This window comes from Puniceibacterium sediminis (assembly GCF_900188035.1).
Taxonomy (GTDB): domain Bacteria; phylum Pseudomonadota; class Alphaproteobacteria; order Rhodobacterales; family Rhodobacteraceae; genus Puniceibacterium; species Puniceibacterium sediminis.
Genome location: NZ_FZNN01000001.1, coordinates 86,132 through 109,883, shown reverse-complemented (window position 1 = coordinate 109,883; position 23,752 = coordinate 86,132). Strand labels below are relative to the sequence as shown.

Genomic DNA, 23,752 nt, shown 5'->3' with positions numbered 1-23,752 from the left:
CGCGGGGGGACCGGCATGGGCTTTGACCTCGCCGCCCTCGACGCCGCCGTGAAGCGCCACGGCACCGTTGCCCGCGTCGTCATCGCCGCCGTCGCCGGGTCCTCCCCGCGCGAAGTGGGGGCCGCGATGCTGGTCTGGGACAGTGGGCAGTCGGGCACCATCGGCGGCGGCGCGCTGGAATATCAGGCCGCGGCAAGGGCGCTGTCACACACCGGCATCAGCCGCCATGCGCTTGGCCCCGAACTCGGCCAATGCTGCGGCGGCGCCGTAACCCTGCTTTGCGAACACTTTGATGCCAAAAGCCTTGCCGCCCTGCGCGACCAACCGGTGATCGCCCGCGGCCCCGGCACCCCTCCGCTTGCCGTGCAGCGCCTGATTGATCGCGCCCGGGCGCGCGGAGAGGCCCCCAAACCCCAACTGCTGCAAGGCTGGATGATCGAGCCGCTACTGGTGCCCGCGACCCACCTCTGGATCTGGGGCGCGGGGCACGTGGGCCGCGCGCTGGTCGATGTGCTGCACCCCATGCCGGACCTCGCGATCACCTGGGTCGATACCGGCCCCGAACGCTTTCCCGCCACCGTCCCGCCCGGCGTGACGACCCTGCCCGCCGCCGATCCGACCCGCGCCGTACCCCTTGCGCCAAGGGGCGCGCGGCACCTGATCCTGACCTACAGTCACGAACTTGACCTTGCCCTGTGCCATGCGCTCCTGTCTCATGGCTTTGATTTCGCGGGACTCATCGGGTCGGACACAAAGTGGGCGCGTTTCCGCAGCCGCCTGCGCAACCTGGGGCATACCGATGCCCAAATTGCGCGCATTTGCTGTCCGATCGGGCAGAAACAGCTTGGCAAACATCCGCAGGCCATTGCAGTTGGGGTAGCGGCCCAGATACTCGACACGCAAAAAGACAGGGACAGTGCGACGTGGCAGACACACTCCTCAGCCTCCGGGGCCTGACAAAGGCCTATCCGGGTGTCGTCGCCAATGACGACGTGTCGTTCGACATCCGTGTCGGCGAAATCCACGCCCTGCTGGGCGAAAACGGCGCTGGCAAATCGACGCTGGTCAAGATGATCTACGGCCTTGTCAAACCGGACCGGGGCGACATGACACTGGGCGGCGCGCCCTATGTTCCGGGTGAACCCAAGGCCGCCCGCGCCTCCGGCGTGTCGATGGTGTTTCAGCATTTTTCCCTGTTCGAGGCACTCTCGGTCGCCGAAAACGTCGCCCTCGGCATGGAAAACCCGCCAAAGACCCGCGATCTGGCCCGCCAGATCCGCGAGGTGTCGGAAACCTACGGCCTGCCGCTTGATCCCTTCCGCGTGGTTGGCACCCTGTCGGCGGGCGAACGCCAGCGCGTCGAAATCATCCGCTGCCTGCTGCAAAATCCGCGCCTGCTGATCATGGACGAACCGACCTCGGTGCTGACCCCGCAAGAGGTCGAGATCCTCTTTGCCACCCTGCGCAAACTGTCATCCGAAGGCACGGCAATCCTCTATATCTCGCACAAGCTCGAAGAGATCCGCAGCCTCTGCGACCACGCCACGATCCTGCGCTTGGGCAAAAAGGTCGCCACCTGCACCCCGGCAGAATCAACCGCGCGGGAGCTGGGCGAACTCATGGTCGGCTCCTCCTTTGCGGCCCCAGTCGCGCGCGCCCATGCCTCGGGCGCGGTGCTGCTGGAAGTGCAGAACCTGTCACTGCCCGCCCCCGGCGCCTTCGGCACACCACTGCGCGACATCTCGTTTTCGGTGAAGGCGGGCGAGGTGCTGGGCCTTGGCGGCGTGGCAGGCAACGGTCAGGACGAATTGCTGGCGGCGCTGTCGGGCGAACGGCTGTCGCCCCCCGGATCGGTGACGCTGAAAGGCGAGGATGTCAGCCGCGCCGGGCCAATGTCGCGCCGCGATGCGGGCCTGCTCTCGGCCCCCGAGGAACGGCTGGGCCACGCCGCCGCCCCCGCGATGAGCCTGATCGAGAACGGCGTGCTGACCGCCGCGCGACGCGAAGGTCTGGTGTCACGTGGCTTTGTGAACTGGGGCAAGGCGCGCAAATTCGCCCAAAGCGTGATCACGGCTTTCGATGTGCGCACCCCGTCGCCGATGGCCGCTGCCGGTGCACTGTCCGGCGGCAACCTGCAGAAATTCGTGATCGGGCGCGAAATCCTGCAACGCCCGGATGTGCTGGTGGTGAACCAGCCGACCTGGGGCGTGGATGCCGCCGCCGCCGCCGCCATCCGTCAGGCCCTGCTGGATCTGGCCGCCAAGGGCGCGGCGATCATCGTGATCAGCCAGGACCTTGATGAACTCATGGAAGTCTCGGACCGGTTCGGCGCGCTGAACGAAGGGCGGCTGTCCCCGCTGCGCCCGGTGTCCGAGCTGAACATGGAACAGATCGGCCTGATGATGGGCGGCGCGCATGACATGGAGGTGGCCCATGTGGCCTGACATTCCCAAACTCTCCCCCCGCGCCGACGCCCAAGAATTTTCTGAAAATTCTTGCCAAAACTTTTCAGAAAAGTTTTGCGCGACCGCCCCGCAGGTGCACCCGTGATCCGCCTTGAACGCCGCCCGCAGCCGTCGCGCGCATGGACCGCGCTGACCCCGGTTCTGGCTGTTCTGCTCACCATGGTCGTCGGCGGCATCATGTTCGCCCTGCTGGGCAAGCCCCCGCTCGAAGCGATCCGCATCATCTTTTGGGATCCGCTGTTTCACCCCCAGTTTGCCGCCTATTCCCGCCCGCAACTGCTGGTCAAGGCCGGGCCGCTGATCCTGATCGCCATTGGCCTGTCGCTGGGCTTTCGCGCCGGGATCTGGAACATCGGCGCCGAAGGCCAATACATCATGGGCGCAATCTGCGGCGCCGGCATGGGGCTTGCCTTTTATCCCACCACCTCGCCGCTGATCTTTCCCGCCATGGTGATGGCCGGGGCCTTGGGTGGCTGGGCCTGGGCGATGATTCCGGCGGTGCTCAAGGTCCGGTTCGGCACCAATGAAATCCTCGTCTCTCTCATGCTGGTCTATGTGGCCGAAGCCTTGCTTGCCTCTGTCTCGCAAAAACTGCTGCGCAATCCCGAAGGCATGGGTTTCCCCGGGTCACGCAACTTCAAACAGTTCCCGGCGGCCCACAACGCCGAGATTTTTGCGAACAGCGGCATGCACTGGGGCGTCATCGCCGCCTTTGTCGCGGTGATCTTTGCCTATGTCCTGCTGACCCGCCACATCCAGGGCTTCAACATCCGTCTCACCGGCGAAGCGCCCCGCGCCGCGCGCTTTTCCGGCGTCTCGCCCGCGCGCATCATCTTTCTCTGCCTCGGTTTCGGCGGCGCGCTCGCCGGGGCCGCAGGGCTGTTCGAAGTCTCTGGTCCCGCCGGCCAGATCACCATCGACTTCAATTCGGGCTACGGCTTTACCGCGATCATCGTCGCCTTTCTGGGCCGCCTGCACCCCGTCGGCATCCTGCTGGCCGGGCTGCTCATGGCGCTGACCTATATCGGCGGTGAACTCGCGCAGCTCATGCTGGGACTGCCGGGCGCCTCGATCCAACTGTTTCAGGGCATGTTGCTGTTCTTCCTGCTGGCCACCGACGTCTTCACCAACTTCCGCCTGCGCTTTGGCAAGACTGAGGTGACCTGATGGACCTGAGCTCAATCAACCCGATCCTGCTGATCGCCTCGATCATGATCTCGGCCACGCCGATCCTGCTGGCCGCCATTGGCGAAATGGTGGTGGAAAAGGCCGGCGTGCTGAACCTCGGGGTCGAGGGGATGATGATCACCGGCGCCGTCGTGGGCTTTGCCACCGCTGTCAGCACCGGCAGCCCAACGCTTGGCTTTGCCGCCGCGGCCCTCGCCTCGGCCGTCCTCTCGCTCAGCTTTGGCGTGCTGACGCAGATGCTGCTGTCGAACCAGGTGGCGACCGGTCTGGGCCTGACCCTTGTCGGCCTTGGCCTCTCGGCGCTGATCGGCAAACCCTATGAGGGGATGAAATCCCCCACCATGTCCAAACTCGACATCCCCATCCTTGGCGACATTCCGGTTCTGGGGCCGATGCTGTTTTCCCATGATCCGATGGTCTATTTCTCGCTGTTTCTGGTGCTCGCCGTCTGGGGTTTCCTCAAATTCACCCGCGCGGGGCTGATCCTGCGCGCCGTCGGTGAATCCCACGATGCCGCCCACGCGCTGGGCTACAAGGTGATCCGCATCCGCATGATGGCGATCTTCTTTGGCGGTGCCTGCGCCGGCCTTGGCGGCGCCTACCTCAGCCTCGTCCGCGTCCCGCAATGGACCGAAGGTATGACCGCCGGTGCCGGCTGGATCGCGCTTGCCATCGTGGTCTTCGCCTCCTGGCGGGCGGAACGCATCCTGATCGGCGCCTACCTCTTTGGCGGCGTCACCGTGCTCCAGCTCAACCTCCAAGCCGCAGGCGCACGCGTCCCAGTCGAGATCTTGTCGATGTCGCCCTATCTTATAACCATTCTCGTGCTGGTCATCATATCAGCCCGAGGCGCCCATGGCGCACCGGCCTCACTTGGCCGCCCCTTCCACGCCTCGCGCTGAGGCCAAAACCAAAACCACTCTCAGGGAGAGATACCATGAACCGCAGAACCCTACTCAGCACCGCCGCCGCCCTGTCGCTCATCTCGGCCACAGGCGCCCTCGCCGCCTCGCATGGCGACAAACTCAAGGTCGGCTTTATCTACGTCGGCCCCATCGGCGACGGTGGCTGGACCTTTGAACACGACAAGGGCCGTCTCGCCGTTGAGGCCGAATTCGGCGACAAGGTCGAAACCGTCTATCAGGAATCCGTGCCCGAAGGCGCCGATGCCGAACGCGCGATCACCCAGATGGCCCTCTCGGGTGCCAACCTGATCTTCACCACCTCCTTTGGCTACATGGACCCGACCATCAACGTCGCGGCCAAATTCCCGGATGTGAAATTCGAACACGCCACCGGCTTCAAGCGTGCGGACAACGTCGGCGTCTATTCCGCCCGCTTCTATGAGGGCCGCGCCATTCAGGGCCACATCGCCGGCAAGATGACCAAGACCAACAAGATCGGCTACATCGCCTCCTTCCCGATCCCCGAAGTCATCCGCGGCATCAACTCCGCCTATATCCACGCGAAAAAGGCCAACCCCGCCGTCGAATTCTCGGTCATCTGGGCCTACACATGGTTCGACCCGGCCAAGGAATCCGACGCCGCCCGCGCCCTGATCGAAAACGGCGCCGACGTCATCCTGCAGCACACCGATTCCACCGCCCCCCAGGCCGCCGCTCAGGAAGCCGGGAACGTGATCACCTTCGGTCAGGCCTCGGACATGTCCGAATACGCCCCCATGCCGCGGGTGTCCTCGATCATCGACAACTGGTCGCCCTACTACATCGCCCGAGTGCAGGCGGTGATGGACGGCACATGGGCCTCCGATGACACATGGGACGGCATCGGTTCCGGCATGGTCGGCATTGGCGAGATTTCGGACGCCGTCCCCGCCGACGTCAAGGCCGAGGCCCTCGCCCTGAAGGACAGCATCGCGTCCGGCGACTACCACCCCTTCACCGGCCCGCTGAACAAGCAGGACGGCTCGGTCTGGCTGGCCGAGGGCGAAACCGCCCCCGACGGCGACCTGCTCGGCCTGAACTTCTATGTCGAAGGCCTGACCGGCGACATCCCGAACTGATCCTTACGCGCCCACAAAACAGGAAAGCCCCGCCCCGCGCGGGGCTTTTTTGTTTGGGGGGCGATCCGACGTCTAAGGGCCGCGTGGCGGGAGACAGGTTTGGCAGCGGGCGGCTATGCTGTCCTCACTCCCCTTTCCTTGCCGGTGCATCATTCTTGGTTCAAGAAGCGTGCGCTAAAAAAAGACGGGCAGCAGCTGACCTTCTCAATGGGTGCGAACTTGAGGTGCGCCCGCAGGGATTACAGACCTCACTACGATCAAGCTTGCAGGTCAACACTATTTCGATAAGCGTAAAAGCATCAATATTAAACAAGGCGAATTTCAATGTCTGATCGTTTGTTGACTGTCCCCGAACCTAAGTTTGATCTGTATGAAACCGGTTTTAAGGGAGTTTGTCAGCTTGACCGTGCAGCGGATGGTAAGAAGCTGTCAGAACTAGTCGAACGCATTTCCGAACCGATGGTTGTAGCTCTCAATGCCCCTTGGGGCGCTGGAAAATCCGTATTCCTCAAGTGCTGGGTAGGAGCACATATGCAAGAAAATGGAGGAACCGCAAAGACAGTATATTACGATGCGTTTCGCCATGATTTCATGGACGATCCATTGATCGGTCTCACAGGCGTTATCTCGGAACGACTTGGAGAGACGGGCGCCCACGCGAAGAAATGGCAAAAAGCCAAAGAGGCTGCATCAAAACTGGTGCGGCCAGCAGTCCGGACCGGGCTTGCCTTGGCAACGGCTGGAATGACAGAAATTTCCGGTGCAATCGTCGATGCCGCACTTGAAGCCGGTTCGGACGAGCTGAAGCAGGCTTCACGAGAATTCTGGAAGAAAGAAAACGGCAAGCGAGCAGCCATGCAAGGCTTCCGCGAGGCTTTGGAGAATTTAGCGTCAGACCAAAAACTCGTGATTGTCGTCGATGAACTTGACCGTTGTCGTCCAGACTACGCGCTAAACCTTCTTGAAGTGATCAAGCACTTTTTTGACGTGCCAAACGTCCATTTCATTCTTGGTGTTAATCTCAAGGAATTAGCCAACAGCGTTAGATCTAGGTATGGCGCAGACGTGCAAGGTGCAAAATACCTCCAGAAATTTATCACGGTATCAATGCCCTTGGTTCCACGCCATTCAAGATCCGCATCTGCACAGCTGCAAATCCGGCATTTTCAGAGAGTGTCTAAAGAGATTGGGCTCTTCGGTTCTTGGAAAAGCGACTGGCTTGAAGATTACCTAAGGTTCGTTGACCATCATGCGGGTTTAAGCCTTCGTGATGTAGAGAAAATTGCCACTCTTGCAATGGTTACCCCAAACCCACGTGAGCAACCCGAAGCAAAGCTTCATCTCTACATTGGTTCGCTGATTTTGCAGGTTTTGGCCCCAAGCGCTGTGGAAAATGCGCGCCTAGGAAAATTGATTGGTGAGGACGTATTTTCCGTATTTCAATTGAGTAGAAGGCCAAATCCACACACTTGTGAACCAGATGCCCATGCTGTTTGGCGGCTTGTAACTACTAAAGATGTCGGATCTCTCCCGGCCTATCTGGATGAAGCGGCAGAAAAACTCTTTGCGGACCGCGAGCCAAAAGAATTGTTGCGTGAGGTCATCGCCGAAACGCTGGACGTTTTTCAGGTCTTGAGCTGAAGCCTTTTTCGACCAGTAAAATCGGCTGCGTTTTTAGCAAGCGAGCAGTTGCACAGCCCAAATTCAGCCACAGATGGACGAAACCTCGGCAAGCCATGCCACAAGTCCGAAACTAGTGTCGGCTGACCCGCTCAGCTTGAGCCTCGATCTGCCCCCAAACAACCATACCCCAAGCCATACGCTTTCCATACGCGAACCATACGGGTTCCATACGGCCTTTCCGGCCCGTTTCAGCCTTGGCAGTCAAACCCGAAATCCGTGCTATGTTCCCTGAAAACACAGCGGAGGACCCCATGCGCAAACTGCAAACCCAAGGCGTTCATCACATCACCCTGACCGGCGCAGACCGTCAGTCCAGCATCGATTTCTGGGAAGGCGTGCTGGGCATGCCCTTCATTTTCGACCAGCCAAACCTCGATAATCCGGGCGAGGGGCATTTGTATTTCGACCCCGGAGATGGCCGTCTGATCACCATTTTCACCAATGAAAACAGGGCCCCGGTGCATGACCGCACCCCGACTGATCCGGGCTGCGTGCACCATATCGCCTTCAACGTCTCCAACGCCACATGGCGGCAGGTCACCGCGCGGCTCGACGAACGCGGCATCAAACATTCCGGGCCCAAGGATCGCGGCTTCATGGATTCGATCTATTTCAAGGACCCGCTCGGCCTGCTGATCGAGCTCGCCAGCTACAAATTCGAACCGCCCACCGGCTGCACCCACGCCGACGTGATGATCGAAGCCCACCGCATCCGCGTACAATCCGGCGACCACCACATCGCCGAAGCCCACCTCGCCGACGCCATCGAACTGCTTGTCACCCGCCGCCAGCAGTCCCTGTCCGAAGATCGCAGCCCGAAAAATCCGTATTGAACCAACGACTTGATCACAGCGCCCTCCTCTTGCAGGATGGGCTGACACCACCGGCAAACAACCCCTGAACCAAGGCCAGACATGACCCAGCTTACCACCCGCGACGGCCAGACCGTTCCGCCCTTTGCCTTTGGCACCATGCAGCTCGGCGGCCGCGCCGATGCCACCCAAAGCCGCGCCATGTTCGATGCCTGCGTCGAACGCGGCATCCGGCATTTCGACACCGCCTACGTCTATACGGACGGTAAATCCGAAACCCTGCTTGGCGAATTCGCGCGGCCAAACCGCGACGCACTCTACATCGCCACCAAGGCCGGTTTCGCAGGTGGATCGTCACGCGACAACATACTGACAACATTCGGCGAAAGCCGCCGCCGGCTGGGGATGGATGCGGTTGACCTGCTCTATCTGCACCGCTGGGATGGCACCGTACCGCTGGAACAGACTTTCGAAACACTTGCCGAGCTACAGTCCCAGCAGAAGATCCGCCACATCGGCGTGTCCAACTTTGCCGCCTGGCAGGTGATGAAGGCACAGGCCGTCGCCAACCGCTTTGACACCCGCATCGACGTGATTCAGCCGATGTACAACCTTGTCAAACGTCAGGCCGAGGTTGAGATCCTGCCGATGTGCGCCTCCGAAGGCATCCTTCCGGTGCCTTATTCGCCCCTAGGCGGTGGTCTGCTCACCGGGAAATACACTGGCGACAGCACTGGTCGCCTGACCGAAGACGACCGCTATGCGAAACGCTATGCGCTTGAAACCATGCACAGAACCGCCGCCGATCTTTCGGAACTGGCGCAGGAGTTGGGCACCCATCCCGCCACGCTTGCCGTCGCATGGGTGGCCCGCCATGTCGCCGGGCCGGTGCCGATCCTTTCGGGGCGCACCGCCGAACAGATCCTGCCCTCGCTCGCCGGGATGGACTATGTTCTGGATGACGCGCTTTACGTCCGCCTCTGCGCGCTAAGCCCGACACCGCCCCCAGCCACGGATCGCCTTGAAGAGGCCTGAGATACGCCTATTCCGCACTCCAGCAGGCCAAGGAATGGCAAAGGTTCGCCGTTGATTTCCCTTTGCCGGACAGGCGGCTAGATAGGGGGCATGACGACTTTGCCCCCTTCCCTGCAACGCTGGTTTGATACCCGTGGCTGGCAGATCCACCCGCACCAGCGTGAAATGCTGGAGCGTGCGGGCGAGCCTGCGCTGCTGCTGATCGCGCCCACTGGCGGCGGCAAGACGCTGGCCGGGTTTCTGCCGACGCTGGTCGAATTGGGAGAGACGCCGCCACCGGGGTTGCACACGCTTTATGTCAGCCCGCTCAAGGCGTTGGCCGCGGATATCAAACGCAATCTGCGCATACCGGTCGAGGAGGCGGGCCTGAACATCCGGATCGAGGATCGCACCGGCGATACTTCCTCTCATGCAAAACGGCGCCAGCGGGGCGATCCGCCGCATATCCTGCTGACCACCCCCGAAAGCCTTGCGCTGCTGACCTCTTACGAAGATGCGCCACGGATGTTCGCGGGCCTGCAACGCGTCGTGGTCGACGAAATCCACGCACTGGCCGAATCCAAGCGCGGCGATCAGCTGATGCTGGCGCTGGCGCGGCTGTCTACCCTCTGCCCCGGGCTGCGCCGGGTGGGATTGTCGGCCACCGTCGACGACCCCGCCGCCATCGCCCGCCTGCTGGCCCGCGCGCCGGACCCCTGCGCCATCCTGACAGCCGACCCCGGCCCCGATCCGGACATCCGGATGCTGGTCACCGATCAGGCCCCGCCGTGGTCCGGAGGCGGTGCCGCCTATGCCATCCCGGCGGTGCTGGCGCAGGTGCGCGCGCACAAGACCACGCTGATCTTTCACAACACCCGTGCGCAGGCCGAGATCTTTTTTCACAACCTCTGGCTCGCCAATGACGACGCCCTGCCCATCGGCATCCACCACGGATCACTTGACCGATTGCAGCGCGAAAAGGTCGAGGCGGCGATGGTGGCGGGCCAGCTGCGCGCCATCGTCTGCACCGGCAGCCTCGATCTTGGCATCGACTGGGGCGATGTGGATCTGGTGATTCAGGTCGGCGCCCCCAAGAACGTCAAACGCCTTGTCCAGCGGATCGGGCGCGCCAACCACCGCTATAACGCACCCTCCAAGGCGCTGCTTGTCCCCGCAAACCGGTTCGAGGTGGTGGAATGTGTCGCCGCGCTCGACGCAGTCAAGGCCCATGATCTGGACGGCGAACCACGCGGCCCCGGCCCGCGCGACGTGCTCTGCCAGCATATCCTGATCGCCGCCTGCGCCGGTCCGTTCGATGCAGATGCCCTCTACGGCGAAATGACGACCGCAGGGGCCTATGCCACCCTGACCCGCCCGCAGTTCGACGATTGCCTGCAATTCTGCGCCACCGGCGGCTATGCCCTGCGCGCCTATGACCGCTGGCAGCGCCTGCTGCAACGCCCCGATGGCCTCTGGCAGCTGCGCGATCCACGCTCGGCAGCGCGCATCCGGCAGAACATCGGCACCATTCAGGACACCGATACGCTCAAGGTGCGCTGGCGGGGGCGTGGCGGCGCACCACTGGGCGAGATCGAAGAGACCTTTGCGGCAAGCCTGACCAAGGGCGACACATTCCTGATCGGCGGGCAGATCGTGCGCTATGAAGGCCTGCGCGAACTGGTGGTCGAGGTCAGCCGCGACCCCGGCAAAAAACCCAAGATCGCCACCTTCATGGGCACCAAATTCGCCACTTCGACCCAGTTGTCCGCCCGCATCGTGAAGATGTTCCAACAGGACATATGGCCCGACCTGCCGCCCCACACCGCCCAGTGGCTTGCCCTGCAACGCAAGGTTTCGCGCCTGCCAGAACCGGGGCGGCTCTTGATCGAAAGCTTTCCCCATGACGGCCGCCAGCAACTGGTCATTTACGGCTTTGCCGGGCGCAACGCGATGCAGACGCTCGGCCTGCTGCTGACCAAACGGATGGAGGAGATGGGCCTTGCCCCCATGGGCTTTGTCGCCACCGATTACGCCACGCTGATCTGGGGGCTGGATGCGGTCATCGACCCCGCCCCCCTGTTTGACCTTGATGCGCTAGAGTCCGGTCTTGAAGGCTGGCTGGCGGGCAACGCGGTGATGAAACGCACCTTCCGCGCCTCTGCCACCATCGCCGGGCTGATCGAACGCAATCTTGGCGGCCAGCGCAAATCCGGGCGGCAGGCCACCATGTCGTCGGACATCCTCTATGACACGCTGCTGAAATACGACCCCGACCACCTGCTGATGCAGATCACGAGGGAGGAGGCGATGCGCGGCCTTGTCGATTTTGCCCGCATCCGCGAGATGGCCGCCCGGGTCGGCGGTCGGATCGACCATGTGACGCTCGACCGGGTGTCGCCCCTTGCCGCGCCGCTGTTTCTCGAACCGGGCCGCGTGCCGGTACGCGGATCAGCCGACGAACGCCTGCTGGCAGAAGAGGTCGCGCGCCTGATGGATACCTCTGGCCTCAGCGACGTCGACACTCCGGATTGACACCGCTTTGCCCTTGCAGATCCGGCCCTGTTCCGGCTTTGTACCGCCATGTCATTCGCCTTCACCTTCCACGAAACCCCGCTTGTGGCGCTGCCATCTGGTGCGCTGCACTGGCCTGCGCGGGATCTGCTGGTGGTATCGGATCTGCACTTTGGCAAATCCGCACGGGCGGCGCGGCACGGTGGGGCCGCCCTGCCCCCCTACGACACGCGCGACACCCTGCTGCGGCTGGAAAGTGACCTCACCACGACCGGGGCCAGCCATGTCATCTGTCTGGGCGACAGCTTTGATGCGCCCGAAATCGGCGCCGCCCTTCCAGAGGATGAACAACTCTGGATCACCCGGCTTCAGGCGGGGCGCGACTGGACCTGGATCGAGGGCAATCACGACCCCGGCCCCATCGGCATCGGCGGCACCCATCTGGCGCAACGGGCGCTTGGCCCGCTGGTGTTTCGCCACATCGCCACATCCACCGAACGGGGCGAAGTTTCGGGGCATTACCACCCCAAGGCCCGGATTTCCCTGCGCGGCCGAACGCTGTCTCGGCCCTGCTTTCTGGTGGATGACAAACGGCTGATCCTGCCTGCCTATGGCGCCTACACCGGCGGTCTGGACACGGGCGCGCACGCCCTGTCGGCGCTCATGCAGCCGAACGCGCGGGCCATCCTGACCGGGCCCACGCCCTGCGCAATCCCGATGCCGCGCTAGGCAGGACTTGCGCTTGACGGAGCCTCATGCCCATTCTGCCCCATGACCGATCTCAACACCCGCATCCGCAACAGCTTTGGCCGCCAGTCGATGATGGCCACATTCGGCGCCTCGCTGGCCGATGTGGCGCCCGGCTGCGTGACCATCCATGCCCCGATCCTGCCGGGCGCGATGCAGCAGCAGGGATTCGGTCATGCCGGTCTTACCTTCTCGATCGGGGATTCGGCGGCGGGATACGCGGCGCTCACCCTCCTCGCTCAGGATCAGGAGGTCGTCACCGCCGAGATCAAGATCAACCTGCTGGCCCCCGCCCGTGGCGATCTGCTGATCGCGCGCGGCAAGGTCGTGAAACCCGGCCGCCGTCTGGTCGTCGTGACATCCGAAGTCTATGCCCGCGCCGGGGACACCGAAACACTGATCGCGATCCTTCAGGGAACGATGATCCCCGTTCCCGCCTGAACGCTGGAAATCCTAGCTCAGCACCGCCTCGATATGCCCCCAGACACGCTGATCCGGCACATGCAGGCGCAATTCGTCCCCCACGGCCAGCCGCCCGGGCCGTTCAACCCAGGCCGTCACACCGCGCCGTCCCTCTGCCGAGGGCTTGAACCGCTTGCCGAAACCGGCGCGCTCGGCCTCGATCTCGCGGGCGGGCAAGACACAGGGGCGGTTTTCCATGTCGATGGCCAGCATCACACCATCCGGCCCCTGCAGGCGCGATGACGGCGGCACATGGGTGAAATCCGGGATCCCCTCGATCACCATCGACGCCCCCGCCCATTCCGGCGCAATCGCGTCCAGCCCCATTTTTTCGGCAATCTGCGCCAGTTCTTCGGCGGAAACGACCGACAGCTGCCGCACGTTGCGGATCTCGGTGTCGCGCGGATACTGGCTCAGCATCCTGCTACACGACGGACGCGTCAGCCCCGAATGCCGCTCGCCCTCGATACCTTCCCAGCCCAGATCAATCGCATCGACCGGCTCGGAACGGATATTCTCGCCCGGAACGGGCACACGGCCCAGCCAGCGGATGGTCGCGGTAAATTCGGTGGGTTTCAGGGCAGGCATCGGCATCTCCAGAATGATGCCGACAGAGTGACGCCCGCAGCCGGATTGTCAAATCGGATTGCGTGAATTGACGTGTAAATTCCGTGAATTAGACCCTCAGACCGAGAGGGTGAAAAACATCCGCCGGAACGGGAAAAGAACCGTGCCGTTCGGCCCCTTGGGATAGGCCTTTCCGATCACGCTCTCATAGGTCTTGATCAGCCGCGCCTGTTCATCCTTGTCCAGCTTGTTCAGGATCGGCCGCGCATAGGTGCCCTCGGTGAACCGCCGCACCGGGTGGCCTTCGCCGTCGGGTGCCAGTTCCTGATAATACTCGGTCTCCCACAGGGTGACCTTGCCCAGCGGGGCCAGCAGGCGGTGATATTCAGCCGGCAACAGCACCTTTGTACCGTGGAACCCGTCGGCGCGGCCGGGGAAAAGCTCTTCGACCAGCGAACGCCACAGCCGGTGCGACGGCGCGTTGTTCTGATGCGGCAGCTGCACCGCCAGAACGCCGCCCTTGGCCAGCATACCCGCCAGCCGGGGCAGCAGCACCTCATGCGAATCCAGCCAGTGTATCGCCGCATTGGAAAAGATCATCGCGGCCGGCGCCTTGGCCTGCCATTCGGCCAAATCCTGTTCCAGCAGTTCGTCATAGCCGCCGCTCAGCCGCGCCTGGGCCAACATCGCCGGGCTCGCGTCGACCCCGATCAATCGACGTCGAAGTTGCCCCAGCGCCGGGCCAACCGCGCCGCTGCCACATCCCAGATCGACCACATCGCCTTCGGGTAACGGCCCGACGGACCGCAAGAGATCCAGCGCGGGGCGCAAACGCAAACCCCGGAACCTGTGATAGGCCCCGGGGTTCCAATCCTGATCGGCCGTTATGGTCATACCGAAGGTTCAGGCTCCAGACCGCCATCCGCCGGTTTGGCCTTGGGCTTGGTCTTGGGAATTGCAGTGACGCTGGGCGTTTCCTCTTCGCCAAGGCCATCGTCGCCCGGTCCCGCCTGCGGCGGCTCGCCACGGATCACGCGCTTGATCTCGTCACCGGTCAGCGTTTCGTATTCCAGCAGGCCCTGCGCCAGACGATCCCATTCGACCTTCTTGTCGGTCAGGATCTGGAACGCGCGGCTGTAAGCTTCCGAGATAAAGCGCTTCACTTCGCTCTCGATCACTTCTTTCGTATGCGCGGACACCGACAAACCAGCGGTTGAACCGCTATAGCCCTCGTGTGCCTCGGAATAGTCGATGTTGCCGATCTTGTCCGACATGCCCCAGCGTAGCACCATCGCACGGGCCAGTGCGCTGGCCTGCTGGATGTCGCCCGCAGGACCGTTGGACACGTTGTCCTCGCCATACTTGATGACCTCGGCCGCCTTGCCCGCCATGGTCATGGCCAGCTTTTCCTCACACTCGGAACGGTGCCAGTTCAGGCGGTCGATCTCGGGCAGGGAAACCACCATGCCCAGTGCGCCACCGCGCGGGATGATAGTGGCCTTGTAGACCGGATCGCACTGCGGCAGCGACAGACCCACAACGGCGTGGCCAGCTTCGTGATAGGCGGTCTTTTCTTTCTGCTCAGGCGTCAGGACCATGGACCGGCGCTCGGCGCCCATCATGACCTTGTCCTTGGCGTATTCGAAATCCTCCATCGTGACGAACCGCCGCCCGACGCGCGCCGCCATCAGGGCGGCCTCGTTCACGAGGTTGGCCAGATCCGCACCGGAAAACCCGGGTGTGCCGCGGGCGATGATCCGCATATCGGCATCGGGGCCAAGCGGCGTCTTGCGCGCATGCACATGCAGGATCTTTTCGCGGCCCTTGATATCCGGATTCGGCACCGTCACCTGACGGTCGAAACGACCGGGGCGGAGCAGCGCGGGGTCCAGAACGTCACGGCGGTTGGTGGCGGCCAGGATGATGACACCCTCGTTCGCCTCAAATCCGTCCATCTCGACCAGAAGCTGGTTCAGCGTCTGTTCGCGTTCGTCATTGCCACCGCCATAGCCAGCGCCACGGTTGCGGCCCACGGCGTCGATTTCGTCGATGAACACGATGCAGGGCGCGTTCTTTTTCGCCTGCTCGAACATGTCACGGACACGGGACGCGCCGACACCAACGAACATCTCGACGAAATCGGAACCCGAGATCGTGAAGAACGGCACACCCGCCTCACCGGCAATCGCCCGCGCCAGCAGCGTCTTACCAGTACCCGGAGGACCCACCAGCAGCGCACCCTTGGGGATCTTGCCGCCAAGCCGCGAGAATTTCTGCGGATTGCGCAGGAATTCGACGATTTCTTCCAGCTCTTCCTTGGCTTCATCGATGCCCGCCACGTCGTCAAACGTCACCCGGCCATGCTTTTCCGTCAGCATCTTGGCCTTGGATTTGCCAAAGCCCATCGCGCCGCCTTTGCCGCCACCCTGCATCCGGTTCATGAAATAGATCCAGACGCCGATCAGCAGCAGGAAGGGCAGAAGGCTCAGCAGGAAGGACTGAAAGCCCGACTGTTGCTGTGCTTCGGCCCGCACGGGGATATTGTTTTCGACCAGCATGGTGGTCACGGTCGCGTCTTCCGGCTTGATGGTCATATAGTCGTTGCCATCCGTGCTGCGGAACCGCACCTGTTCGCCATCCAGCGTCACCGAACTGACGGTTTTGCTTTCCACCGCGTCGACAAAGTCCGTATAGCTGATCTCGCGGCTCTGAAGCGTCGTTCCACCGCCACTGAACAGGTTGAACAGCGCAAGAACGAGCAGGAACAGAACCACCCAGAAGGCGATATTACGTGCGTTTCCCAAGGAAAACCTCCTAAAAATCCGGTGTGCGTTCATAGCACACAACGTCACCGCGTAACATAGACATCACGGCCGCCGGTTCAATGCGAAAGAAGAAAACTGGCAAACCCATTCATCTGTTGTCCCATGGGCCAAAGCTGCGTGGTGTTGCCCGGCCCATGCCCCATGGCATCACAGGCCACCAGCCGATCGCCGTCCCAGACAGACGGCAGGCTGCGGGCGGTCTGGAACACCGGTGTCCCTTCGGGCCGAACACCCAGCTGCGCCCAACCGTCCTCGCCCAGCGCACGGATGGCCAACCCCTTGAGAGTGTGATGAAAAACACGCCACCGACCATCCCACAAAGCGTTATCACCAACCACGGAAAACTGGTTTCGGACGGCTTGCGGTTCGCGATAGATCCGGATCATTTCGCCGATACTACGCACCTCGCAGCCCTGCAGCGTTGCGGCCCCACCCGATAACACGCGGTCCAGCACAGCTTCGGTGGCCTCAGCCCGCGCCCGATAGGAAGAAGTCGAGACAAATTGTAGCGCCGCGGCCAGCAGGCGCATCTGCGTGTCCAGCTCCACAGCCCCAAATCCGGCGCGGTCAAACAGGATATCGCCCGTTGGCCCTGCGGCTGTGTGCTCTTCCTGTCCGGTCGCCTGCCAGACCGACAGGGCGCGTGCGCACAGCGCCTCTTTGGCTCGCGCCATCCGGCGTGCAGTCGCGGCGATGGTTTCGACACCCAGCCCCTCGGCCTCAAGCGTGCTCAGCAGGCGGCGCATCCGCACCCGATCATAGCTCGTATCATCGTTGGACGGATCATCGACCCATTTCCCCTGAAGCGTGCGCAGATAGTGACGCAATTCTTCGCGCCGCATCTCAAGACAGGGGCGGATGACGTTGAAATCGCCCCCTTTGACCGGGGCCGCAGGCGGGGCTTCACCCGATATGTCGCCGGGCACCACAGTCAAAACATGCGCCGGACGTTTGGCACGCATCGCAGATAACCCCTCGACGCCAGAGCCGCGCTTCAGCCGGATCAGAAAGGTTTCCGACAGATCGTCCTGCGTGTGCGCCATCAGCACATGCCGCAGACCGCCGCGCCAGCGGTCAAGCAGCCCAAGCCGCGCCTGCCGCGCGGCGTCCTGCACATTGCCCTGTCCGTCCCAATGCCAGCGCAGCGTCGCATGGGGCCAGCCCAATGTCGCGCATTCTTCGGCAACCATCGCCGCCTCGGCCGCCGCCTCGGCGCGCAACCCATGATCCACCGTCGCCACCCAAAGACGCACGCCCCAGACACGGGCCCAGTTATGCGCAAGGTACAGCATCGCCATGCTGTCGCCACCGCCTGAAACGGCCAGCCCGATATCGGTGGGAAATTCGGGGCCAAAAAGCTGACCCATGCTGTCGGCGAACCGCTGATCAAGGGATCCTTCGACGGCTTTCACCTGCTGCTCACTGGCAGCCAAGCGCCGTCATCTGGCCCTGTGCATCCGCCACAACCGAGGCACCGGGATAACGCGAAGCGACTTCGGCCAGAGTGACACAGGCCTCCTGCGTACTTCCCAGCTGGCCCAATGACTTGCCCAGCCGAAACAGCGACTCGGGCGCGACTTCGGACTGGGGATAGCCGGAATAGGCATCAAGATAGGCCCGCGCTGCGCCGCGGGTGTCGCCATTGCCTTCCAGCGCCTTGCCCTGGCCCAGAAGGGCGGCCGCCTCTAGCGGTCCGCCCGGATAGGTCTCGCGAAAGGCCGCAAAGAGGTCAGCGGCGCCGCGAAAGTCACTTTTGGCGAGCGCCTCCTGCGCCCGCCGAAAATCGTTTTCTTCACTAAGTGCAAGTTCACCACTGCCACTCGACGGCAGGGCAGCGGTATCGGGGGCAGGCGCAGCAGGTGCCGCGCCAGTCACGGCAGCAGTGCCACCGCCCAGTCGCGGCGTGCTGCCCAGCTTGCCGACGTCACAACCGGGCTCGATTTCACACAGACGGAACTCCATGTCGCCGATACGGTTGGTGCCGTCCTCGACCACACGACCGATGCGATACTCAATCTCCTCGGTCTTCGAAGTCAGCGCCTGAAGCGCCGACTCGATGGTGTTGACCCGATCGATGGTATTGCCACCAACCGTCATGCCGCTGCTGCCTGTTGTGCTCAGCTCGGTGCGCAGACGCTGCAATTCGACATAAAGCACCGACAGATCCTGCCGGATGTCCGCTAGCGTTTCGGCCTGCTGGGCAGGCACTGCGCCCGCCGTCAGGCTGAATGCCAGTATCATCGCCGTCAATCGCATGGACGCACCTCCTCTGTCGCGGCTCAGCTGGTCAACCCGCCAGCCGAAATGATCGTCACGGCGCGACGGTTCTTGGCATAGCAGGCTTCTTCGGAACAAATCTCGATCGGACGCTCCTTGCCGTAGCTGACGAACTTCAGACGACTTGCCGGAATGCCACGGGCGATAAGGTATTCCATCACCGAATTCGCGCGCCGCGCGCCCAGTGCAAGGTTGTATTCCCGTGTGCCCTGCTCATCCGCATGACCTTCGATCACGGCAAGGTAGTCGGCGTTGGCCATCAGCCACTGCGCCTGTCCGTCCAGCGTCGCCTGCGCCTCGGGGCTCAGGCTCGACGTGTCCACCGCGAAGAGCACCCGGTCACCCACGTTCTGCTGGAAATAGGCGGACGAGCGCGGGTCGTTGGCGCTTCCGGGAATGATCCCGCCCTGTCCGGCGGTGGCATCGTACCCGCCAGCGCTGCCATCACCGGGAAAACGGTTGGGGTTGGTACAGGCTGACACGGCCAGAGCCGCCATCAGCATCAAAGCCTTGGAAATATGTTTCATGGATCCTGTCCTGCTCTTGCTTTTAAACCACGCTACCATAGCCACCCGGCCTTGGGAACGCGGCGGAACTTCTTCAACGGCGCAACCCAAGAATTTTATGAAAATTCTTGCCAAAATTCTTCAAAAGAATTTTGCGGCCGCCTCACATATCACTGCAGCGGTCCCCAGCTCGGGTCCGATGCGCCCTGAGGCGTCGGCACTCGTTTGAGGTTACGCCCTGAAATATCAACGGAATACAGCGACGAAGCGCCCTGCGCGCCCTGGGTTTCGCGCATGAACATCAGCACGCGACCGTTAGCTGCCCAGGTCGGACCTTCGTCCAGGAAGGATGCCGTCAAAAGCCGCTCTTCCGACCCGTCGACCCGCATCACACCGATGTGGAACCGTCCCGCGTTCTGCTTGGTAAACGCGATCAGATCGCCGCGTGGCGACCAGACCGGCGTGCCATAGCGCCCCGCGCCAAAGCTGATACGCTGCGGCTCGCCACCATTTGCGGACATGACATAAAGCTGCTGCGTGCCGCTCCGGTCGCTTTCGAACACCAACCGGCTGCCGTCTGGGGAATAGCTCGGGCCGGTCTCGATCGACGGCGCCGTGGTCAGCTGCGACGTCGCCCCCGACCCGATGTCCATGCGGAAAATATCCGTATTCGCGCCCTGCGTCACCGAATAGACCACGTTGCGCCCATCCGGGGCAAAGCGCGGCGCAAAGCTCATCATGCCCGGCTGGGTCGGCAGAATGCGGCTTTGTACATCACCGACGTTCAGCACATGCACGCGGGGCTCACCTGTTTCGTAGCTCGTATAAAGCACCCGGTCGCCGGTCGGCGAAAACCGCGGCGCCAGCACGATGGAACGGCTGTCAGTCAGGTACTGCAGGTTCGACCCGTCATAATCCATGATCGCCAACCGCTTGGCGCGCTGATCCTTGGGGCCCGTTTCGGAAACAAACACAACCCGGCTGTCGAAATATCCCGACTCGCCCGTGATGCGCGCATAGACCTGATCGGCCACCTTATGCGCCATCCGCCGCACGCCGTCCGCCGTTCCGGCAAACTGCATCCCGTCGCCCAACTCGGTCCCGGCAAAGACATCATAGACGCGGAATTTCACCACCAGCTGGCCAGAACCATTCACATCCACCGCGCCGGTGATCAGCGCCTGCGCGTTGATCGCCTTCCAGTCGGGGAACTGCACCGGGCTCTGGAACGAGGTGATGTTCGAGATATGGGCATCGCGCGGGATCTCGCGGAACAGGCCCGTGCCGGTCAGATCCTCGGCGACCACGCGGCTCAGCTGGTCGGCGTAGCTCTGTGCTGCTGCCGATTCCGCGACAAAGCTGGGCACCGCGTAGGGGATCGGTTCGATCACACCTTCGGTGATCGTGATCCGAAGCGGCCCGTTCTGTGCCATGGCCACCGGCACTGCCAACAGGGCCATCGCCGCTGCTACCGTGACGCAGGTCAAAAACTGTCTCATCACTTGCCCATCCTCTCAGGCTCTGTCCCACGACCTGTCCCGGTCGCCTGTCTGCTCTCTGCCGCAACTTGGCCGAGTATGTCCAAACTCTTAACGCATCAGACCACAAAAAGTGCCATGCGCCGTGCAAAAATGGCACGACAGCATCAGCGTCCCCCGTTCCTAGCGCATCCGCATGCCGTCCGGATCAAAGGTCATCTCGATGTTCTGCCATTGTCCGTATTTTTCTGCCGGAAGGCGATAACCGTCGCCCTGGCACCGCAGCAACGCACGCCGCGCCGCCTGAAAAGCCACATCGACCGCCGCCCCAGACCCGCCTTCGGATCGGATCATGCGGATCGAATCCGAAATCACTCGGCCGTTCTGTTCCAGCTCGACCGCGACCGTCACCGTCACATTCGATGCAAGGCTGCCTGAATCCACAACCCAGCACTGCTGGACCGCGACCCGCATGGCATCCTTTTCGCCGCTGGTCATCGGCGGGCCGGTTGGAATGTCGGGCCGCGACGACGTTGTGCCCCCGGCCAGCGCCTGCGCCAAGGCATCCGCGACAGCATCCGCCGTGTCGGTCTGCGCCGGTTCCGCCGCCGGCTTTTCAACCGGCTTCTCGGCTGGCTTCTCGGGCGCGGCCTCTGCCGTCTGCTGCGGCGCAGGGGTCGGCGCGAGGGCCGGCCTTGTACGCGGCCGCACCGATACATCCGGCGCGGAACTTGGCGGTTCCGTGGCTTCGGTCACAATCTCGGTCGCGGCCTCTTCGGGGGCCGTTGCCTGCTGTTCCGGCTCGGGTGTGACTTCGGCGGGCGCTTCGTCAGGCACAACCGCCTCCTGCACATCCGGGGCGACCTCGGTGTCGGGCGCAGGCGGCGCAACGGGTTCCGGGGCCACGCGCGGCGATGGGCGCGGCTGCGGGCGGGGCGAAGTGTCCGGCAGGCGCACGGTCTCCTCGGCTGGTGGCTGCATCACCGGTGCCGTGTCGCTCACATCGGCGGGCGGTGGCGGTGGCGGTGCAACCGGGGCAGGTTCGGGTTCGGGTTCCGGTGCCGGGGTCGGCTCCGGCTCTGACACCTGCGCAGGCGTGGGATCAGGCGGCGGCGGGGTCGGTGAGGGTTCAGTAACAGGCTCTGCCTCTGGTGCCGGGGGCGCTGCGACATCAACCGTGCTTTCGGGGGGCTGTGACGCGGCCGTAATCGCGGCAAACTCGGCCTCGGACAGGACCTGCACCTCGCTCACCTCCATGGGCGGCGGATCGGAGACGAATACGCCCCCGAGCAACACCCACAGGATCAGCGCGGCATGGCCCGCCCCCGATATATATTGACCCGTGTTCAAAAGCCCGCGCCCTAGCGTCCCGACCCATCAAGGGCCGGCCCGCCAATATCCGTCACAAGCCCGATGGACGAAAATCCACCGGCATTCAGCGCACCCATCACCTGGGCGACTGTTTCATATGGCACAGCCCCGTCCGCGCGCAGGAACACCCGGTCGTCCGACCGTTCGGTCGCAATGGCCCGCAGGCGGTTCACCAGATCATCGCGCGCGACCTCGGTCGTCTGGATCATCACGACGCCACTGGCATCAATGGTGACGGTCAGCGGCTCTTCGTTCTCGGACGGCAGCGCATTGGCGGCCGTCTTGGGCAGCTCGACAGGCACACCCACGGTCAGCAGCGGCGCGGCGACCATGAAGATGATCAGCAGCACCAGCATCACGTCCACGAAAGGCGTGATGTTGATCTCGGCCATGGGCTGCGCACGCCCGCCGCGACGACGCCCGCGCCGTCCGCCCCCGCCACCTGATTTCACGACGCCCGCACCCATGGCTCAGGAATCCAGCTGGCGCGACAGGATGGTCGAGAATTCGTCGGCAAAGGCCTCGTAGCCGCCGATGATCCGGTCCACATCCGCCGAAAGCTTGTTGTAAAAGATGACCGCCGGGATCGCCGCCAGCAGGCCCAGACCCGTGGCCAGCAATGCCTCGGCAATACCGGGGGCGACAACGGCCAGGTTGGTGTTCTGCTGCTGCGCGATTTCGATAAAGGCGTGCATGATGCCCCAGACCGTCCCGAACAGACCGACAAACGGTGCCGTCGATCCGGTGGTCGCCAGAACCGGCAGACCCTTTTGCAGGTCTTCGGCCTCTTTCTGGATGGCCACGTCCATTGACCGGTCGATCCGCGCCTGTGCACCCGCAATCAGACCGCCATCGGCACGGTGCGACCGCCGCCACTCCATCATCCCGGCGACAAAGACCTTTTGCGCCCGCCCCGAAGGTTCGACCCCGATCTGGTCGAACAGCTCATCCAGCGGCTCTCCACTCCAGAACGCCTGATCGAACACCGCCGCCTCGCGCCGCGCCTTGCGGTAGGCGATCTGCTTTTGAATGATGATCGACCATGACCAGAACGATGCGATCATCAGCAAGGTCATCACCAGTTTCACGGTCAGCGTCGCGCGTGCGAACAGCGCCCACATCGAGAAATCGATCTCGCTCGCGAGTGCAAGGGTCTGCGTTTCCATATGCCTGCTCTTTATCCGGTTCGGCCACTCTGTCGCGGCTCTGATTAGGGCCGTCCATACCTGATTTGCAGGGCCAAGGCCAACACAATGCCGTCATCCGGCCGCCCAAAGACGTGTTTTAAGCGGGGCAAAAGGACGTTTTGCGCCCGTTCAGTGCAGCAGCAGGCGGATATTCGCCGGCAGCCGTGCGGGATGGCCCGTATCGTTGATGCAGACCAGCGTGACCTCGGCCAGAAACAGCCTCTCTTCGCCGCGCCGGACCTCCTGCCCCATGATCAGCCGGGCCCCTGTCACGCTGCGGATCGTCGTGCGCACTTCAAGGGTATCGTCGAACTTTGCGGGCAACAAATAGTCCGCCTCGACCCGCCGCACGGCAAAGACCAGGCCATCCTCTTCGCGCATCGCATTCTGGTCGATGCCCAACTCGCGGACCCAGTCGCTGCGGGCACGTTCGATATAGCGCAGATAATTGGCGTGGTAGACGACGCCGGCCATATCGGTGTCTTCGTAATAGACCCGGACGGGAAATCTGTGCGTCATCGGCATCGGCCTCATGCAGTTCGGGGGCGTTTCCCGCACCCTAGGCAGCGGCTGCCCCCCGTGCAACCACGCGTTCGGGGGCGCTGCCAGCACCGTCTATACAGACGACTCCGCCGG

22 protein-coding genes are annotated in these 23,752 nt (G+C 63.1%); 11 read left to right on the top strand and 11 right to left on the bottom strand.

The annotated features are described in order from the left end of the window. The first annotated feature begins 15 nt into the window (after positions 1–15). The 11 genes from xdhC (at position 16) to CHB75_RS00500 (ending at position 12,884) form a co-directional block, all read left to right on the top strand. Complete coding sequence (gene xdhC, locus CHB75_RS00550; protein WP_089268568.1) at positions 16–957, top strand: xanthine dehydrogenase accessory protein XdhC; 942 nt, start codon at positions 16–18, stop codon at positions 955–957. Next, complete coding sequence (locus CHB75_RS00545; RefSeq protein ID WP_089268567.1) at positions 924–2,444, top strand: ABC transporter ATP-binding protein; 1,521 nt, start codon at positions 924–926, stop codon at positions 2,442–2,444. Before xdhC ends, CHB75_RS00545 begins: the two co-directional genes overlap by 34 nt. A gap of 102 nt (positions 2,445–2,546) precedes the next feature. Next, complete coding sequence (locus tag CHB75_RS00540) at positions 2,547–3,632, top strand: ABC transporter permease (protein WP_089268962.1); 1,086 nt, start codon at positions 2,547–2,549, stop codon at positions 3,630–3,632. Then, entirely contained in the window at positions 3,632–4,555 is a 924-nt protein-coding gene (locus CHB75_RS00535) for an ABC transporter permease (protein WP_176439032.1), read from the top strand. Before CHB75_RS00540 ends, CHB75_RS00535 begins: the two co-directional genes overlap by 1 nt. A 35-nt stretch (positions 4,556–4,590) precedes the next feature. Continuing rightward, positions 4,591–5,676: a BMP family ABC transporter substrate-binding protein gene (locus CHB75_RS00530; RefSeq protein ID WP_089268566.1), complete on the top strand. Its 1,086-nt coding sequence runs from the start codon at positions 4,591–4,593 to the stop codon at positions 5,674–5,676. A gap of 324 nt (positions 5,677–6,000) precedes the next feature. Then, entirely contained in the window at positions 6,001–7,317 is a 1,317-nt protein-coding gene (locus CHB75_RS00525; protein WP_089268565.1) for a KAP family P-loop NTPase fold protein, read from the top strand. A gap of 293 nt (positions 7,318–7,610) precedes the next feature. Continuing rightward, positions 7,611–8,192: a VOC family protein gene (locus tag CHB75_RS00520; RefSeq protein ID WP_089268564.1), complete on the top strand. Its 582-nt coding sequence runs from the start codon at positions 7,611–7,613 to the stop codon at positions 8,190–8,192. A gap of 81 nt (positions 8,193–8,273) precedes the next feature. Next, the gene (locus CHB75_RS00515; RefSeq protein WP_089268563.1) at positions 8,274–9,206 is read left to right on the top strand and encodes an aldo/keto reductase; all 933 of its coding nucleotides are present in this window, start codon (positions 8,274–8,276) and stop codon (positions 9,204–9,206) included. Between the two features lie 90 nt (positions 9,207–9,296). Then, on the top strand, positions 9,297–11,717 hold the full coding sequence (locus CHB75_RS00510; RefSeq protein WP_089268562.1) for a ligase-associated DNA damage response DEXH box helicase: 2,421 nt from the start codon (positions 9,297–9,299) through the stop codon (positions 11,715–11,717). A gap of 48 nt (positions 11,718–11,765) precedes the next feature. Continuing rightward, complete coding sequence (pdeM, locus tag CHB75_RS00505) at positions 11,766–12,425, top strand: ligase-associated DNA damage response endonuclease PdeM (protein WP_089268561.1); 660 nt, start codon at positions 11,766–11,768, stop codon at positions 12,423–12,425. Between the two features lie 42 nt (positions 12,426–12,467). Further along, positions 12,468–12,884, top strand: coding sequence for a PaaI family thioesterase (locus tag CHB75_RS00500; RefSeq protein ID WP_089268560.1), 417 nt, complete (start codon positions 12,468–12,470; stop codon positions 12,882–12,884). Positions 12,885–12,896: 12 nt separating this feature from the next. Here CHB75_RS00500 and CHB75_RS00495 read toward each other — a convergent pair whose 3' ends face one another. From CHB75_RS00495 to ybgC, 11 genes are all read right to left on the bottom strand, one after another. After that, positions 12,897–13,493 (bottom strand): MOSC domain-containing protein, encoded by a 597-nt coding sequence (locus CHB75_RS00495; RefSeq protein WP_089268559.1) that lies wholly within the window; start codon positions 13,491–13,493, stop codon positions 12,897–12,899. 96 nt (positions 13,494–13,589) lie between these two features. Next, positions 13,590–14,366, bottom strand: coding sequence for a methyltransferase domain-containing protein (locus tag CHB75_RS00490; protein WP_089268558.1), 777 nt, complete (start codon positions 14,364–14,366; stop codon positions 13,590–13,592). Further along, positions 14,363–16,276: an ATP-dependent zinc metalloprotease FtsH gene (ftsH, locus tag CHB75_RS00485; protein ID WP_089268557.1), complete on the bottom strand. Its 1,914-nt coding sequence runs from the start codon at positions 16,274–16,276 to the stop codon at positions 14,363–14,365. The genes CHB75_RS00490 and ftsH overlap by 4 nt, the downstream gene beginning before the upstream one ends. Positions 16,277–16,353: 77 nt before the next feature. Continuing rightward, positions 16,354–17,709, bottom strand: a complete 1,356-nt coding sequence (gene tilS / locus CHB75_RS00480) for a tRNA lysidine(34) synthetase TilS (RefSeq protein WP_245840567.1) — start codon at positions 17,707–17,709, stop codon at positions 16,354–16,356. Between the two features lie 7 nt (positions 17,710–17,716). Next, a complete protein-coding gene (gene ybgF / locus CHB75_RS00475) occupies positions 17,717–18,553 on the bottom strand; it encodes a tol-pal system protein YbgF (RefSeq protein ID WP_089268556.1) in 837 nt (278 codons plus the stop codon). Positions 18,554–18,576: 23 nt separating this feature from the next. Further along, a complete protein-coding gene (gene pal, locus CHB75_RS00470; protein WP_089268555.1) occupies positions 18,577–19,101 on the bottom strand; it encodes a peptidoglycan-associated lipoprotein Pal in 525 nt (174 codons plus the stop codon). Between the two features lie 149 nt (positions 19,102–19,250). Beyond that, entirely contained in the window at positions 19,251–20,579 is a 1,329-nt protein-coding gene (gene tolB / locus CHB75_RS00465; protein WP_089268554.1) for a Tol-Pal system beta propeller repeat protein TolB, read from the bottom strand. Between the two features lie 162 nt (positions 20,580–20,741). Then, the gene (locus CHB75_RS00460; protein ID WP_089268553.1) at positions 20,742–21,908 is read right to left on the bottom strand and encodes a cell envelope biogenesis protein TolA; all 1,167 of its coding nucleotides are present in this window, start codon (positions 21,906–21,908) and stop codon (positions 20,742–20,744) included. Positions 21,909–21,919: 11 nt separating this feature from the next. Then, entirely contained in the window at positions 21,920–22,396 is a 477-nt protein-coding gene (tolR, locus tag CHB75_RS00455) for a protein TolR (RefSeq protein ID WP_089268552.1), read from the bottom strand. A 3-nt stretch (positions 22,397–22,399) separates the two neighbouring features. Further along, the gene (gene tolQ / locus CHB75_RS00450) at positions 22,400–23,095 is read right to left on the bottom strand and encodes a protein TolQ (protein WP_089268551.1); all 696 of its coding nucleotides are present in this window, start codon (positions 23,093–23,095) and stop codon (positions 22,400–22,402) included. A 150-nt stretch (positions 23,096–23,245) separates the two neighbouring features. Next, on the bottom strand, positions 23,246–23,635 hold the full coding sequence (gene ybgC, locus CHB75_RS00445) for a tol-pal system-associated acyl-CoA thioesterase (RefSeq protein ID WP_089268959.1): 390 nt from the start codon (positions 23,633–23,635) through the stop codon (positions 23,246–23,248). Between the last annotated feature and the right edge of the window lie 117 nt (positions 23,636–23,752).